This window comes from Desulfovibrio desulfopostgatei, from assembly GCF_053570645.1.
This window is the reverse complement of record NZ_JBRBQS010000002.1, coordinates 767,576-781,319: the sequence shown is the minus strand read 5'-3', so window position 1 is coordinate 781,319 and position 13,744 is coordinate 767,576. Positions and strand designations below refer to the sequence as shown.

Below are 13,744 nucleotides of genomic sequence, written 5' to 3'. Positions count from 1 at the left end.
ATGTCCCAGTCGGTACCCCACGTCATCCCCTACTGCCCTCGCCCTTTGCAGTGGCGCTTTCACGAGGAGCGCACCCGCTTTTGCGTGCTGCTCTGCCACAGGCGCTTCGGCAAAACGGTGGCGGCGGTCAATGATCTGGTGCGTCAGGCACTGCGCGTGGGCAAAGACGACTGGCGGGCAGCCTATGCCGCGCCCTTTCTGGGGCAGGCCAAGGCGGTCGCCTGGGACTACTGCAAACAGTTTGCCGGGGCCGTGCCCGGCACGCGATTTCTGGAAAGCGAGCTTGTCTGCGTGCTGCCCACCGGGGGCCGCATCCGTCTGCTGGGAACGGAAAACGCGCAAGCCCTGCGCGGCCTGTATCTGGATGATCTGGTGCTGGACGAACCGGCAGACATGCCCCGCGAGGTATGGACGCAGGTGCTGCGCCCCATGCTGGCCGACCGTCAGGGACGCGCGCTTTTCTGCGGCACGCCTCAAGGCACGGACAACCTGCTCTATGACGTATGGCAGCAGGCAGGCGCGGACGAAGAAGGCATCTGGTCGCGCTTCCGCTTTCCCGCTTCAGAAACCGGCTACCTGCCGCAGCAGGAGTTGGCAGCGGCGCGCCGGGGCATGGACGAGGCCGAGTATCTTCAGGAATTTGAATGCTCTTTTGCAGCGGCGGTGCGCGGTGCTTACTACGCGCCCCTGCTGGATACAGCAGAACGCGAGGGGCGCATCCGCCCCTTGCCCCACGCGCCGGAGCTTCCCGTGCATACAGCCTGGGATCTGGGCATGGATGACGCCACGGCCATCTGGTTTTTTCAGGTGGAGCCATCAGGCTGCTGGCGCATCCTCGACTATTACGAAGCTTCCGGCGAGGGGCTGGCGCACTATGCGCAGGTGCTGGCCGCCAAGGCCCGCCCTGCCGAAACGGCGGAATCAACGGCCCCCAATCTCCCAGATGGAACCATTGCCGGACGTGGATTTGTTTATGGTAGCCACATCGCCCCGCATGACATCCGTGTGCGCGAACTGGGCACCGGGCTGAGCCGCTGGGAAAGCGCCGCCCAACTGGGCATACGTTTTACCCTGGCCCCGGCTCTTTCGCTGGCTGACGGCATAGACGCCCTGCGCCGCCAGTTACCGCGCTTCTGGTTTGACGCGGCAGCCTGCGCCCAGGGTGTAAAGGCCCTGCGGGCCTACAGACGACGCTGGAAGGCTGGCTCCGCACAAGGCTCGCAGGCCCCGCAGGCAGGATCCGGCCCCTTGCACGACTGGGCAAGCCACGCGGCAGACGCCCTGCGCTACGCCGTCACGGGCTTTCGCCCGCAGCAGGAAACAGCCTCTGGCGCGCGCCGCGCCCGCACTGACTACGACTTTTTTGGAGGCCACTGATGCGCTTTACCTACGCCCCCATTGTGGATCAACACGCCCGCGACGCCGTTTTTGAACGCATGGAAGCCGAAGGCCTGACAGCCAGCGCCATGAGTTCCCTGCATAAGCCCACGCTGGCCCAGTGGCAATCAATCACCGCGCCGGACAGGGGCGTCTTGCTGGGCTGTTACGGCCCGCCGCCGGAGTCCGCCTCTGTTTGCCTGTCCAGCCCGGCCCCATTGCTGGCCTGCGCCATGTTCAGTCCCCGCAGGGGGCGGGTGTGGGAGTTTGATTTCACCACCTTTCGTCAATGGACGCGGCTGGCGGTGTCCATGGCGCACGGGGGCTTGAACTGGGCTTTTGCAAACCTCGACTGCTCCGCAGTTATGGGGATTTGCCCAACCCCCAACCGCCATGCATGGAGGCTGGCCGAAGCCTGCGGATTCCGTGTGCTTGGACGCTTGCCCGGCGCATGCCTGCATACCCGCAAAAAGACATGGGTGGACGGCGTACTGGTGCTCTGCGCACCGCAGGACTTGTTGGCAATCATACAGCAGCAACCAACAGCAACCATTCAACATGAGGAGAACGTCATGGGATTTGGAGGAGGCGGCACGCCTGATGTACCCGCAGTTGCGCCCGTTCCCAAGCAGGAAGTGGAAAAACCCGTAACCGAGGCCGCCACCGCAGCGCGCCAGAACCAGAAAGACAAAGCCGCCAAGGCGGCAGGCATCAACGGTTCAGTGTACACCAGCCCGCTCAACCGCGTCGATGCAACGCGCAAAACCCTGCTGGGGCAGTAGCGTGACCGCACACATCCAGAACAGCGTTGCGCCTGCAGGGCAGCCCGCCCCCCAGAATACCATGCAGAGCCATGCGCAATATGCTGTGGACGTACAGGCCCTTTCCCGGCGGCATGATGCCCTGTTGCGGCGTCGTGCCCCCTGGGACGCGGCATGGCAAAGCCTGGCTGATCATTTTTTGCCCACGCGCTGCCGCCTGAATCCGCAGGTAGACGCGGCGGAAGAAGGCCCCATGCTCAACCGGGGGCTTGTGGACGCCACCGGCATTCTGGCCATGCGTACGCTGGCGGCTGGCCTTCAGGGCGGGCTCACCAGTCCGGCAAGGCCCTGGTTCCGGCTGAGCCTTGACGATGCCGATCTGGCCCGCAGCCGCCCCGGTCAGGCATGGCTGGACGAAGTGGCCAACCGGATGCGCACCGTGTTCCAGCGGTCAAACTTCTACAATGCAATGCACACCATGTATGGCGAACTGGGCACTTTTGGCACGGCCTTTGTGTTTGAGCTTGCTGATCCACAGCACGGGTTCCGTTTTATCCCCCTTTGCGCGGGGGAATATGCGCTGGACTGCGATGCAACGCGACGGGTGGACACGGTGTTCCGCCGCAGCGCCATGACCCTGCGCCAGATCGTTCAGGCTTTCGGCCCTTCGGCCCTGCCCGAAACCCTGCGCGAGGCGGCGCGCCGCAATCCCGAGGAGCGGCGCAACGTCATTCAGGCTGTGTACCCGCGTGAAAACACGCAGCACGGGCTGGTAGACGCAAGCCGCATGCCAATTGCTTCCGTCTACTGGCTGGAAGGGCGCGACGGCAACCGCCATGCACTCAAGGTTTCGGGCTTTCGTTCCTTCCCGGGCTTTGGCCCGCGCTGGGATGTGGCGGGCAACGATGTGTACGGGCGCTCGCCCGCCATGGACGCCCTGCCCGACTGCCGCATGCTGCAACAGATGGGCGTCACCACGCTCAAGGCCATCCACAAGGCGGTTGACCCGCCCATGAGCGTGGCTGCGGGCCTGCGCTCCGTTGGGCTTGATCTCACCCCCGGCGGCGTCAACTACGTGGACAGCGCGCCGGGTCAAAGCCCACAGGCGGCAACGCCCCTGTTGCAGATAAACCCCGACCTCGCCACGGCGCGCAAGGCTATGGAGTCGGTTCAGGATCAAATACGCAAAGGACTCTACAACGATCTGTTCAAGCTCATCCTTGATGGCCGCAGCGGCGTGACAGCCAGCGAAATCGCGGCGCGGGAGGAGGAAAAACTGGTGCTTGTTGGCCCTGTGCTGGAGCGCCTGCACGATGAACTGTTCATTCCGCTCATGGATCGCACCTTCGAGTGCATGCGCGAGCTGGACATGCTGCCCCCCTGCCCGCCCGAGCTGGCTGGCCGCCGCCTACGCGTGGAGTTTGTCTCCCTGCTGGCGCAAGCCCAGAAGCTGGTGGGCATCAATGCGGCAGACCAGTACATGGCCCTGACCCTCAAGGCTTCCAGCGCGTGGCCCGAAGCCCTGGACACCCTCAATGTGGATCACCTGCTGGATAATTATGCGGAAAGTCTGGGCCTGCCCGTGAGCCTCACGCGCTCGCCGGAGGAACGCCAGCAGTTGCGGGCCGCCAGAGCAGACGCCGCCCAGACGCAGGCAATAACAGATGCCCTTGGCAAGGGGGTGGATATGGTGCGCCAGCTCTCGCAAAGCCCGCTTTCCGGCCCGGACGGCAAACAGGGCAGCGTGCTGGACGGCATCACGAGGCTGCTGCGCAAAGCCCTGCCGGGCGGTTTGGCCCGCGCGGAACAGGCAACAGGACAGGCGGAGCAACGTGACGAACCCAAGGGCGCAAAGCCGGAGGAATATCGTTGATGGATGTTTTTGCCCCATACGAACAGGCGGAGCAGCAGGACCAAACAAAACAAAAGGCGCAGCAGCATACCGCCAACCGCGCCCAGACGTTTGATGCGGCCATGCGGGCCGCAGTGGACGGACTGATGGCCCAGCCTCAGGGTCGCGTATTGCTGCGCTGGCTGCTGCATCTGTGCCGCAACTTCAGTGCCGAGGATGTGGGCAATGCGCCCGAATCCTGCCAAAGCTCTCGCCTTTTTTATGCCGAGGGGCAACGCATGATCGGCATGCGCCTTATGCGCCTCATGCAACAGGCAAACCCCGGGCATTTGCCCAAGCTGCTGCAAACCAAGGAGAACGACGCTCATGATCTCGACACCTTCTGAGGCTTCCTCCACTGCCGAAAACGCCTTTTCCTCCGCGACCGGTTTTTCCGGCGCAGACCAGAGCAACGGAGGAACCGACAGTGGCGCCCCTGCCGCCGCAGCGCCACAGGCTGCCACTGGCGCAGAAAATCCCGCCCAGGCAAATGAACAGGCCAAGTCACAGGCCCATCCGCAGGCTGACCCCTTCGCCCAGCGCCTGCGCGAGCATGAGGCAGGCCAACGCCTCCAGTGGCAGGAGCAGGTCAACAAATGGCGCAAGGAGGCCACGGAAGACCCGCAGATCGGCGGCACAAACCTGCCCGCCACGGTTGCCCGCGCCCAGCTTGCCCTTGACCGGTTTGATGAGAGCAAGCGCATCGGCCAACTGCTGGAACAGACCGGCTACGGCAACAACCCTGATGTGCTGCGCTTTTTTAACCGACTTGCGGACGCCCTCATGGAGGACGGGCTGGTGCAGGGACAGGCGGGGGGCTCCATGCCGCCGCTTGAAGAGCGCATGTACGCGGGCTGGAGTTCGCGCAGCGGAAGCATCTGATTTACGCCCCTGCAAGTAGCATGGCCCAGCAACAAAACTTCTTGAGCAACCTGCAAACAGACGAGGGTATTATGGCTAATTCCATGGGTTTGGTGGTGTCCCTGGCCGAGATGGAACAGTTCTACCGTGGCGACAAGGCCGGGCAGATCATTGAACTGATGAACAAAACCAACGACATCATGGACGATGTGCTCTGGATGGAATCCAACCAGAGCGACGGCCACCTCACCCGCATCCGTACCGGGCTGCCCGAAGTTTACTGGCGCAGGCTGTATCAGGGCACGCCGCCCTCCAAGTCGCAGTGGAGTCAGGTCAAGGAAGGCTGCGGTATCCTTGAAGCCATCATGGAACTGGACGTGGAAGAACTGCGCCTCTACGGCAGCCGTGACAAGGCCTTTCGCATGAGCGAAGGCGTGGCCTTTGCCGAGGCCATGCGCCAGAAAGTGGCCACCACACTCTTTTACGGCAACAGCAATCTGAACCCCGACGAGTTCAACGGCCTTGCCATGCGCTACCCCGCGCTGGACGCCAAAAACGTGCTCGATGCGGGCGGGCGCGACGAGGGCGGCTGCACCTCCCTGTGGCTTGTTTCGTGGGGCGCGCAGTCCGTGCACGGCGTCTACCCCAAGGAGAGCAACGGCGGCCTCTCGCATGAAGACCTCAAAACTTACATGGCTCAGGACCCGGACGGCCGTAAATATCAGGTGGTGGGCGACAAATACAACTGGCGTTGCGGCCTTGCCGTGCGCGACTGGCGCGGCATCGTTCGCATCGCCAACCTGCCCGTGGCCTCGCTTGGCAAGCGCAAGGGGCAGAGCGGCTTTGTGGATATGCAGAAGCTGACCATCGAGGCCAAGAACCTTATGCCCCAGCACCTGCGCCAGAAGGCCGTGTGGTACGCCAATGCCGACGTGCTCACCGCCCTTGAGTTGCAGAATTCCGATGCGGGCAACGTGCAGTTGCAGTACGGCGAGTTCTTTGACTCCAAGGCCGTGCCGGTGCTGCATGGTCGCCCTGTGCGCCAGTGTGATGCCGTGCTCTCCAGCGAAGGAGTGGTGGCCTAAGGCACAATCCTTTGTAACGTGTGGAAGCCCTTGCCGGGGCTTCCACGCCGCAACCCGCCTGTTTTTTCGCTGTTCTTCCAATATTCTGCCAAAGGAGTTTTCATGGCTATTATCGACCGCAACTCCGTTTTTTTTGAAGGCCCCCTTACTGCCAACGCCACGGGACAACCGGTGCCCCTTACCGGCCTGAAGCTTCCGGGACGCATGGAGCCCATGCCCTTGCGGCTTTCTGTTACCGAGGCCTTTGCCCCGGATGAAACGCAGAGCCTCACCATCTGCATGGAGGAGGCGGACCGCGCCGACGGCCCATGGGCTGCCGTTCCCGGTGCTTCGGTAACGGTGCCCAACCCTGTGGAAGCTCCCGGCCTCGGGCTTGGCGCGCGCCCTTACCTGCGATTTTTGCCCCAGGGCGTGCGCAAGAGCTGGCTGCGTCTGGCCTTCGCCGTCACACCCGTTGACGGCAAAACCGTGAGCAAAGGATGCATCTTTGCCGCCCTCACGCGGGAGGAAGACCTGCCCTACGAACCTGCCATCATGGCTGGTTAAAACTCAGCCCGTCAGTCTACAGCCTCCGGCCCCCTGCGGGGCAGGCCGGAGGCTTTTTCTCCACTTCATCACAGGAACTGCCATGACCATCAGCCAGATAAGCGTGTGGAACCGCGCGCTGGGCTTTCTGGGGACGCGCAGTGTTGCCTCGGAGCAGGAAAATACGCCAGAGGCCCTGCAATGCCGCCTGTATTGGGATTCCGCCCGGCGGCAGGTGCTGCGCGATTTTCCCTGGAGCTTTGCCCAGCGCAGGACATGGATGGCCCTTGTGCCGCTGCCCGAAGGCTACGCGCCGGAATTCCGTTTTGCCTACGCACTGCCCGATGACTGCCTCAAGGTGCACGAGGTGCGCCACGAAGGCATTACGGCCCGCCCCTTCTGCCTTGCGCAGAACGCGGCGGGCGATGGCTCGCTGCTGCTCACCGATGCGGCGCGCGCCCTTGCCCTGTACACGGAAGATGTGCGCAACAGCCGCCTTTTTGATGACCTCTTTGCGCACATGCTGGCCCGCAAGCTGGCCGCCCTCATAGCCGCCCCCTTGCTTAAGGGCAGCAGCCAGAAGGCAACCGAGCTGGAGCAGCTCTATGCCGCCAGCCTGCCCCCGGCCCGTAGCGCCGCCGCGTCCGAACGCAGCGACCGTCCGGTTGAAGACCCTTGGCTTGCCGTGCGCTGAGTGCACCCGCAATCACTGTCAAACCAGCAAGGAGCGAGGCATGACCCTGCCCTACAGCCCCAGCCGCGCCGTGTATGAAGGCAATGGCGCAGCAACGGCCTTTCCCTTTGCCTTCAAGGTCTGGAGCACAGACCAGCTTAATATCAGCATCACATCACCCAAGGGAGAGACCTCTCCTGCTCAGGGCTGGACAGCCAGTATCGGCGAGAGCGGCGGCACTGTAACCTATCTGCACGATGGAGCGCCCCTGCCCGCAGGCTGGCGGCTTGCCATAGTGCGCAACATGCCCTTTGCGCAGGGCATAGACCTCATATCCGCCTCGCGCTTTGATCCGCAGGTCATAGAAGACGGTCTGGATCAGGCCACCGCGGAACTTCAACAACTGAACGAAAAACTCGCGCGCGCCGTCATCATGCCCGCCACCAGCGACAAGTCGCCGGAAGAAGTGGTTGCTTCCATCTATGCCAGCCGTGATGCAGCAGCTCAAAACGCCACCGCCGCCGCGCATTCTGCCGCTGCTGCAGCGGCCAGCGCAGCCACAGCAGCACAAACGGTGGCTGAAGCGGCAGAAGCAAGCGTAAGCGCCGCCACTGCGCAGGCAGATATAGCAGCGGCAAGCGCCCAGACTGCCCAAACTGCCGCCCACGCGGCGCAGCAGGCCGTGCCGGACAATTTGCTCAGCCGTATGGCCGATGCGGAAGCAAAAAACTCCCAGCAGGATGCGCGCCTGACCACAGCGGAGCTTGGCATTACAGCCATAGGCACGACTCTGATCGGTAGCGTTATGAGCGTGATGGCGGCAGACGGCTACGTTCCCAACGGCACTGTTCCGGCTGACGCTGCGGAATACACGCGTGAACAATTCAGGGAGTTTTACGACACGTATCTTGTGGGCGGCAAACTGCTCACCTGCACCTATGCCGCCTTTGCCGCCCAGGTGGCCCTGACAGGCAACTGCGTCAAATTCGCATTGGACACCACATCCCAGAAGTTCAAGGTTCCGCTGCTGAAAAACGGCGATTCCATCACGCATGCCGCAAGCGCCTCGGAGCTGGGCAAAAGTTATAAGGCCGGACTGCCGAACATTACAGGCACAACTGGTGGGTACACGTCAATTCTTGGTGGGATTTCAGAAGGGTCTACTGGTGCGTTGGTAAGAACAACCGCAGCGCGCGGCGTTGCAGTCGGTACAGGTGGGATTGGCTGCACAGAACTCCAGTTCAATGCCGCTGCGTCCAACCCTATCTATGGCAACTCCACCACTGTCACCGATGAGCAGGTACGCTTGCGGCATTTTGCGGTTCTGGCATCCGCGCAGAACAGCGCCAGCGTGTTCGACTGGTCAAATTACATGGCAGGACTGGCGGGCAAGGCAAATCTGGATATGGATAACCTGACGGCAGCAGGCTCCGCCAAGGTGGCGAACTACGCCATGCCCGGTCAAAGGGTAGTGGCGGTGGCCGTTCCCGCGTCTACGGCTTATACGGCCCCTGCTCCTGCCCCTGGCTGGTTCAAGTTTGTCGGTGCTTCTTCAGCAATAAATCAATACCTACGCTTGTCCACAAACAACTTTGTTTTGGATGAACTTAGTTGGTCTTCTGCCGCGGGACAAGTACTAAGCCTAATAATCCCAGCGCGCAAAGGCGACGCAGTTCGCGTGGAATATACGGCCCCCACGAATTTATATCTGAGCTTTGTTTTTGCAGAAGGAGGCAACTGATGTCTTGCCATGTGCTGCTCAATGCCGCTGGTGAAATTGACATGTGGGACGCGCAACCATTCCCCGGCAGTGTCGAGGTTGATTATGAGGTAGTGCGCGGCTGGGACGGCAGGCCATACAAGGCCGGGGAGGAACCGTTACGGCCTGCGGAAGCCATCTTTGAAGTTCTGCGCGCCTCCCGTGACGTGCGACTTGCAGCTACGGACAAGTATGTGCTGGCCGACTACCCCATCAGCGAGGGATATCTGGCACAGGTCAAGGCGTACAGGGCCGCCCTGCGCGCCCTGCCCGAACAGCACGGTGCGCCGTGGGATGGCGGCGGAGAAGCTACCCCCTGGCCGGATACTCCTGACATTTTGCAGACGGAACAGTCATGCGCATAGCCCTGCAAAACTTTACCGGCGGCGAGATATCGCCCACGCTCTCGGCCCGGTATGACCTTTCCCGTTACCGCAACTGCGTTGCCTGCATGGAAAACATGCTCCCCGGCCTGCACGGGGATGTGGCCCGGCGGCCCGGTACCCGCTTTCTGGCTGAGCTTGGGGCGTATTCCGTGTTGCTCCCCTTCACCTTCAGCGCGCATCCGAGCCAGAATTTCCTTCTGGTTTTTGGCGAGAAAACCCTGCGCGTTGCTACAGTTGCCGGATTCACCACGGCACCTGTCATGGCGACCCCCTATGCGGCGGAAGATCTGCTTTCGCTCTGCCACGCGCAGGTGGGCGATGTGGTCTATCTGGCCCACCAGAAATATCCGCTGCACAAAATAGTGCGGCGCGACGCACCGGGTGGAAACTATACCTGGAGCCTGGAACAGGTAAAACTGAACACATCCCTGCCCGCCCCCGCCGCGCCCACGCTGGCCTTTACTGGCAGCGGCGGTTCCTACACCCTGCGGTACAAGGTGGCTGCGGTGGATGCCAACGGCAGGCAGTCCCTCGCCTCGCCTGCCGGGGAGTGCACAGGGGCGCGACACCCCTCCGACTGGGTGGTGGGCAACAGCACAACCATAAGCTGGCCTGCCGTTCAGGGCGCTGCTGAGTACAATGTTTACCGCGAGGAAGCGGGCTACTTCGGCTTTATCGGCGTTGCCTCCGGCACCAGCTTCAGCGACCAGAACTACAAGGCCGACACCACAGACACTCCTCGCGAAGACTGGAATCCTTTTGTCGACAACAACAATCCCGGCGTGGTGGCCTTTCACCAGCAGCGCATGGTGCTTGCGGCCACCCCCGGCACGCCGCAGGCATTTTACATGTCGCGCACGGGCGATTTTGAATCCTTCCGCAAGTCGCGTCCCTTGCAGGATGATGATCCGGTGGAATACCTCATCGCCTCCGGCTCCATAGACTCCGTAACCTGGGTTGCCAGCTTCGGCGATCTTCTGGTGGGCACCTCCGGCAGCGAATACAAGGCCAGCGGCGGCGATGGATCGGCCATCACGCCCCAGAAGGTCAGCATCACCGCCCAGTCGTACTGGGGCAGCGCGGGGCTTGCGCCCATCATCATCGGCAACTCGGTGCTGCATGTGCAGCGCCACGGCTCGCGTGTGCGCGATCTTTTCTATTCGCTGGAAAAAGACGGCTATTCGGGCAACGACCTTTCCATTCTTGCGCCGCACCTGTTTGAGGGGCACACCATCAAACAGTGGGCCTATCAGCAGACCCCCGGCTCAACCATCTGGTGCGTGCGCGATGATGGCCTGCTGCTGGGTTTTACCTACATGAAGGAGCACGACATCTGGGGCTGGTCGCGCCATGTGACAGACGGCGAGGTTATTTCTGCCGCAACAGTGGCTGATCAGGACGGCGACGCGCTGGCTCTTGTGGTGCGCCGCACCATTGCGGGCCGGACGCGCTATTTTCTCGAACGGCTGGCCCCGGTCTGGGCGGATAGCCAGCCCATTGCCGAAGCCTGTTTTGTGGATTGCGGCCTTGGCATCCGCACGGATACGCCAACTTCGACCGTGGAAGGGCTGGGCCATCTGGAAGGCTGCGCGCTTTCCGTACTGGCGGATGGCAGCCCTGTGGAGGGCTGCGTGGTGCGTGGTGGACGCATAGAGCTGCCCTACGCGGCCTCTGTGGTGCAGGCAGGCCTGCCGTATGCATCCGTGCTCTCCCCCCTGCCGGTGGAAGGAGACTTCAATTCCGGCACAACACTGGCGCAAGGGCGGGCCTACGGTTCCTGCTCGCTCCGCCTGTACCGCAGCGTAGGCGGGCAATACGGCCCCAGCCGCAACGAACTTTACGACCTGCCCTTTATGCCGGAACACTGGGGCGAGGCCGTGCAGCCCTTTTCTGGCGATATCACGTGCGCTCCCAGCGGCGGTTGGGACAACCAGACGAGCATCTGGCTGGTGCAGCAGAGGCCCCTGCCCTTCCGCGTTCTTGCTCTCACGCTGGACATAACCTTTGCCTGATGCGGCAGGAGGAGCAATCCATGCTGACCTTAACAACAGAAACATTTTCTCAGGTATCCGCAGAAGCGGAACAACTCGCCGCCGCCCACTGGGATGAGGTGGAAGCCGCCCTGCACGGCGCACAGCGTTACCGCCTTGACCATGAGCGCTATGCCAGTCTTGAACGGCTGGGCATGCTGCACATCAGCGCCGCGCGCGGACTGCCCGAGGCCGACCAAGGCGCAGCCTCCGCTACCTCCAGCGCTCCACTGGCGGGCTACGCCGCCTTTACCCTGGTGGCCTGCCCGCACTGCCCGCAAACCCTGCTGGCGGCTCTGGATGGGCTGTATCTTGCCCCCTGGGCGCGCGGCGGCCTGTTTGCCCTGCGCCTGCTGCGCCATGCGGAGGCGGCCCTTGCGGCGCGCGGCGTGAGCCTTGTGCAGTACAGCTCGCCAGCGTCCCGCCCCTGCCATGCCCTCTACCGCCGCCTTGGGGCGCGGCCCACGGAAACTATCTGGCACAAAACCCTGCCGCCAGCGCCAGCCAGGGCAGCAGGAACAATAGAGGAGGACAGCTAATGGCCATAGCAACCAGCACCGCTGCCATGATCAGCGCCGCCGTGGCCCTTGCCGGGGCAGCAGCCGGAACCGTGAGCGCCGTGCAGCAGGCAGAAACCCGCCGACAGCAGACGGAATACCAGTCAGACCTTGCGGCCCGCAACGCCCAGCAGGCGGAACTGAGCGCACAGGCGGCAGACGAGGCCGCCCGGCAGGAACGCCGCGCAGGCTACGAAGCGGCGCAGGCCAAACGGCAGGAGGCGGCCCGCATCATCGGTGCGCAACGCGCTCAGGCCGGGGCATCAGGAGCACAGACCGATGCAGGCTCCACGCTGGATAAAACCCTGGACACCGCAGAAAGAGGCGAACTGGACGCCCTCTCTGCCGAGCAGCAGGGGCAAAGCAGAGCACACGCGCAAGACATGCGGGCCTGGAGCCTGCGCGACCAGGCGGCGGAATCTGCATCCAACGCCGACTTTGCTGGCTCGCGCGCCGAAACGGACTATCTGGGCCTGAGCAGCACCCTGCTCAACGGAGCCTCCCGCGTGGGCCGCAACTTTTACACCATCGGCTCACGCGGCCCGCTGCTGCCGTAGGGCCTCCCTGTCACTGCCATGCCTTTACCCCCCTGCCGTCCCAGTTCGGGCGGCCGGGGGCTTTTGCTGTTATTTATGGAAAGCCCCGCGTAATGCCAGACAAAAACACGGCATTTGCCTATTGACGATGCGCGGCCCGATATTACTTTTTATGGGCAGGCGTGGCGAACAGGTGTATTCTGGACGCACGTCAAGGAAACGACCCGACGGGGAGCACGCATCATGGCAGTATCGTACAAGGATTATTACAAACTTCTGGGAGTAGAGCGCGCAGCGTCAGCCGAGGAGGTCTCCAAGGCTTACAAAAAGCTGGCCCGCAAATACCACCCCGACCTCAATCCCGGCGACAAGCAGGCAGAGGAGAAGTTTAAGGAAATCAACGAAGCCTATGAAGTGCTCAAAGACCCGGAAAAGCGCAAACTGTACGACCAGCTTGGCCCCAACTGGCAGCACGGCCAGCAGTTTCAGGGCGAACCGGGCTTTGAGAATGTGCATTTCACGTTCAACGGCAAAAATTTTGACGGTTCGGGCTTTTCAGACTTTTTTGAAACCCTGTTTGGCGGCGGTGGCCAGTTTGGCGGCGGCGCTCAGTTCGGCGGCCCCTTTGGCGGCCAGATGGGCGGACAAGGTGGCGGACGCGGGGCCAATTTCGGCCCTGATCCCTTTGGTGGATTTTCGTCCCGTCAGCGGCGTGGCCGCGATGTAGAAGCAGAGCTGGCCCTGAGCCTTGAAGAAGTGCTGCGCGGCGGCCCGCGCTCCGTGTCCATCAACATGCCCGCAGGTTCAAAGACTCTTGAGGTCAACGTGCCCGCAGGCATCCGCGAAGGGGCAAAACTGCGCCTCGCCGGGCAGGGCGACCCTGCGCCGGGCGGCACGCCGGGCGACCTTTTTTTGCGGGTGCGCTATCTGCCCCACCATGTTTTCAAGGTGGACGGAGACAACCTGCAATGCGATCTGGCCCTGGCCCCGTGGGAAGCAGCTCTTGGCGCGCGGGTTGAAGTGCCCACCCTTGAAGGCAGCGTAGAAATGCAGATTCCCGCAGGCTCCAGCTCCGGGCGCAAGTTCCGCCTGCGCGGCAAGGGCCTGGGCGCTGGCGACAAGCGGGGAGACCTGCTGGCAAAGATCATGATTCGGGTTCCCGCCCAGATCACGGATGAAGAGCGCGACCTGTGGAGCAAGCTGGCCGAGATATCAACATTCAAGGCCCGCTCGTAGGGAACAATCAGGCAGCCGCCAGCGGGCACCCCCGGCGGCTGCGCAGGGTTTGCATGCATATTCCAGC

Annotated in this window: 14 protein-coding genes; all 14 read left to right on the top strand. The window is 62.7% G+C overall.

Annotation, left to right across the window (positions count from 1 at the left end; genetic code table 11):
* The 14 genes from ACUZ9Q_RS03430 to ACUZ9Q_RS03365 all read left to right on the top strand — a co-directional run bounded on the left by ACUZ9Q_RS03430 (position 1) and on the right by ACUZ9Q_RS03365 (position 13,677).
* Positions 1–1,377, top strand: a complete 1,377-nt coding sequence (locus ACUZ9Q_RS03430) for a terminase large subunit domain-containing protein (RefSeq protein WP_449247329.1) — start codon at positions 1–3, stop codon at positions 1,375–1,377.
* On the top strand, positions 1,377–2,159 hold the full coding sequence (locus ACUZ9Q_RS03425; protein WP_192113654.1) for a GNAT family N-acetyltransferase: 783 nt from the start codon (positions 1,377–1,379) through the stop codon (positions 2,157–2,159). The genes ACUZ9Q_RS03430 and ACUZ9Q_RS03425 overlap by 1 nt, the downstream gene beginning before the upstream one ends.
* Before the next feature lies 1 nt (position 2,160).
* Complete coding sequence (locus ACUZ9Q_RS03420) at positions 2,161–4,011, top strand: portal protein (RefSeq protein ID WP_323390635.1); 1,851 nt, start codon at positions 2,161–2,163, stop codon at positions 4,009–4,011.
* Complete coding sequence (locus tag ACUZ9Q_RS03415) at positions 4,011–4,376, top strand: hypothetical protein (protein ID WP_215647159.1); 366 nt, start codon at positions 4,011–4,013, stop codon at positions 4,374–4,376. Before ACUZ9Q_RS03420 ends, ACUZ9Q_RS03415 begins: the two co-directional genes overlap by 1 nt.
* Positions 4,357–4,911: a hypothetical protein gene (locus tag ACUZ9Q_RS03410; RefSeq protein WP_215647160.1), complete on the top strand. Its 555-nt coding sequence runs from the start codon at positions 4,357–4,359 to the stop codon at positions 4,909–4,911. Before ACUZ9Q_RS03415 ends, ACUZ9Q_RS03410 begins: the two co-directional genes overlap by 20 nt.
* Before the next feature lie 71 nt (positions 4,912–4,982).
* Positions 4,983–5,975: a major capsid protein gene (locus ACUZ9Q_RS03405; RefSeq protein WP_215647161.1), complete on the top strand. Its 993-nt coding sequence runs from the start codon at positions 4,983–4,985 to the stop codon at positions 5,973–5,975.
* A gap of 102 nt (positions 5,976–6,077) precedes the next feature.
* Entirely contained in the window at positions 6,078–6,521 is a 444-nt protein-coding gene (locus ACUZ9Q_RS03400) for a hypothetical protein (protein WP_215647162.1), read from the top strand.
* An 82-nt stretch (positions 6,522–6,603) separates the two neighbouring features.
* The gene (locus tag ACUZ9Q_RS03395) at positions 6,604–7,194 is read left to right on the top strand and encodes a hypothetical protein (protein WP_227118732.1); all 591 of its coding nucleotides are present in this window, start codon (positions 6,604–6,606) and stop codon (positions 7,192–7,194) included.
* A 40-nt stretch (positions 7,195–7,234) separates the two neighbouring features.
* Positions 7,235–8,914, top strand: a complete 1,680-nt coding sequence (locus ACUZ9Q_RS03390; protein ID WP_449247328.1) for a hypothetical protein — start codon at positions 7,235–7,237, stop codon at positions 8,912–8,914.
* Positions 8,914–9,297, top strand: a complete 384-nt coding sequence (locus ACUZ9Q_RS03385) for a phage tail assembly chaperone (RefSeq protein ID WP_215647165.1) — start codon at positions 8,914–8,916, stop codon at positions 9,295–9,297. Before ACUZ9Q_RS03390 ends, ACUZ9Q_RS03385 begins: the two co-directional genes overlap by 1 nt.
* A complete protein-coding gene (locus ACUZ9Q_RS03380) occupies positions 9,288–11,330 on the top strand; it encodes a hypothetical protein (RefSeq protein ID WP_215647166.1) in 2,043 nt (680 codons plus the stop codon). Before ACUZ9Q_RS03385 ends, ACUZ9Q_RS03380 begins: the two co-directional genes overlap by 10 nt.
* 20 nt (positions 11,331–11,350) lie before the next feature.
* Complete coding sequence (locus tag ACUZ9Q_RS03375; RefSeq protein WP_449247327.1) at positions 11,351–11,887, top strand: GNAT family N-acetyltransferase; 537 nt, start codon at positions 11,351–11,353, stop codon at positions 11,885–11,887.
* The gene (locus ACUZ9Q_RS03370) at positions 11,887–12,462 is read left to right on the top strand and encodes a hypothetical protein (RefSeq protein ID WP_297893083.1); all 576 of its coding nucleotides are present in this window, start codon (positions 11,887–11,889) and stop codon (positions 12,460–12,462) included. The genes ACUZ9Q_RS03375 and ACUZ9Q_RS03370 overlap by 1 nt, the downstream gene beginning before the upstream one ends.
* Positions 12,463–12,684: 222 nt before the next feature.
* The gene (locus ACUZ9Q_RS03365) at positions 12,685–13,677 is read left to right on the top strand and encodes a DnaJ C-terminal domain-containing protein (protein ID WP_449247326.1); all 993 of its coding nucleotides are present in this window, start codon (positions 12,685–12,687) and stop codon (positions 13,675–13,677) included.
* The last annotated feature ends 67 nt before the right edge of the window (positions 13,678–13,744 follow it).

Excerpts from the sequence above, each read along its gene's own strand:
- ACUZ9Q_RS03430 (WP_449247329.1), top strand. The coding sequence starts at position 1 with ATGTCCCAGTCGGTACCCCACGTCATCCCCTACTGCCCTCGCCCTTTG.
- ACUZ9Q_RS03425 (WP_192113654.1), top strand. The coding sequence starts at position 1,377 with ATGCGCTTTACCTACGCCCCCATTGTGGATCAACACGCCCGCGACGCC.
- ACUZ9Q_RS03415 (WP_215647159.1), top strand. The coding sequence starts at position 4,011 with ATGGATGTTTTTGCCCCATACGAACAGGCGGAGCAGCAGGACCAAACA.
- ACUZ9Q_RS03410 (WP_215647160.1), top strand. The coding sequence starts at position 4,357 with ATGATCTCGACACCTTCTGAGGCTTCCTCCACTGCCGAAAACGCCTTT.
- ACUZ9Q_RS03405 (WP_215647161.1), top strand. The coding sequence starts at position 4,983 with ATGGCTAATTCCATGGGTTTGGTGGTGTCCCTGGCCGAGATGGAACAG.
- ACUZ9Q_RS03400 (WP_215647162.1), top strand. The coding sequence starts at position 6,078 with ATGGCTATTATCGACCGCAACTCCGTTTTTTTTGAAGGCCCCCTTACT.
- ACUZ9Q_RS03395 (WP_227118732.1), top strand. The coding sequence starts at position 6,604 with ATGACCATCAGCCAGATAAGCGTGTGGAACCGCGCGCTGGGCTTTCTG.
- ACUZ9Q_RS03390 (WP_449247328.1), top strand. The coding sequence starts at position 7,235 with ATGACCCTGCCCTACAGCCCCAGCCGCGCCGTGTATGAAGGCAATGGC.
- ACUZ9Q_RS03385 (WP_215647165.1), top strand. The coding sequence starts at position 8,914 with ATGTCTTGCCATGTGCTGCTCAATGCCGCTGGTGAAATTGACATGTGG.
- ACUZ9Q_RS03380 (WP_215647166.1), top strand. The coding sequence starts at position 9,288 with ATGCGCATAGCCCTGCAAAACTTTACCGGCGGCGAGATATCGCCCACG.
- ACUZ9Q_RS03375 (WP_449247327.1), top strand. The coding sequence starts at position 11,351 with ATGCTGACCTTAACAACAGAAACATTTTCTCAGGTATCCGCAGAAGCG.
- ACUZ9Q_RS03370 (WP_297893083.1), top strand. The coding sequence starts at position 11,887 with ATGGCCATAGCAACCAGCACCGCTGCCATGATCAGCGCCGCCGTGGCC.
- ACUZ9Q_RS03365 (WP_449247326.1), top strand. The coding sequence starts at position 12,685 with ATGGCAGTATCGTACAAGGATTATTACAAACTTCTGGGAGTAGAGCGC.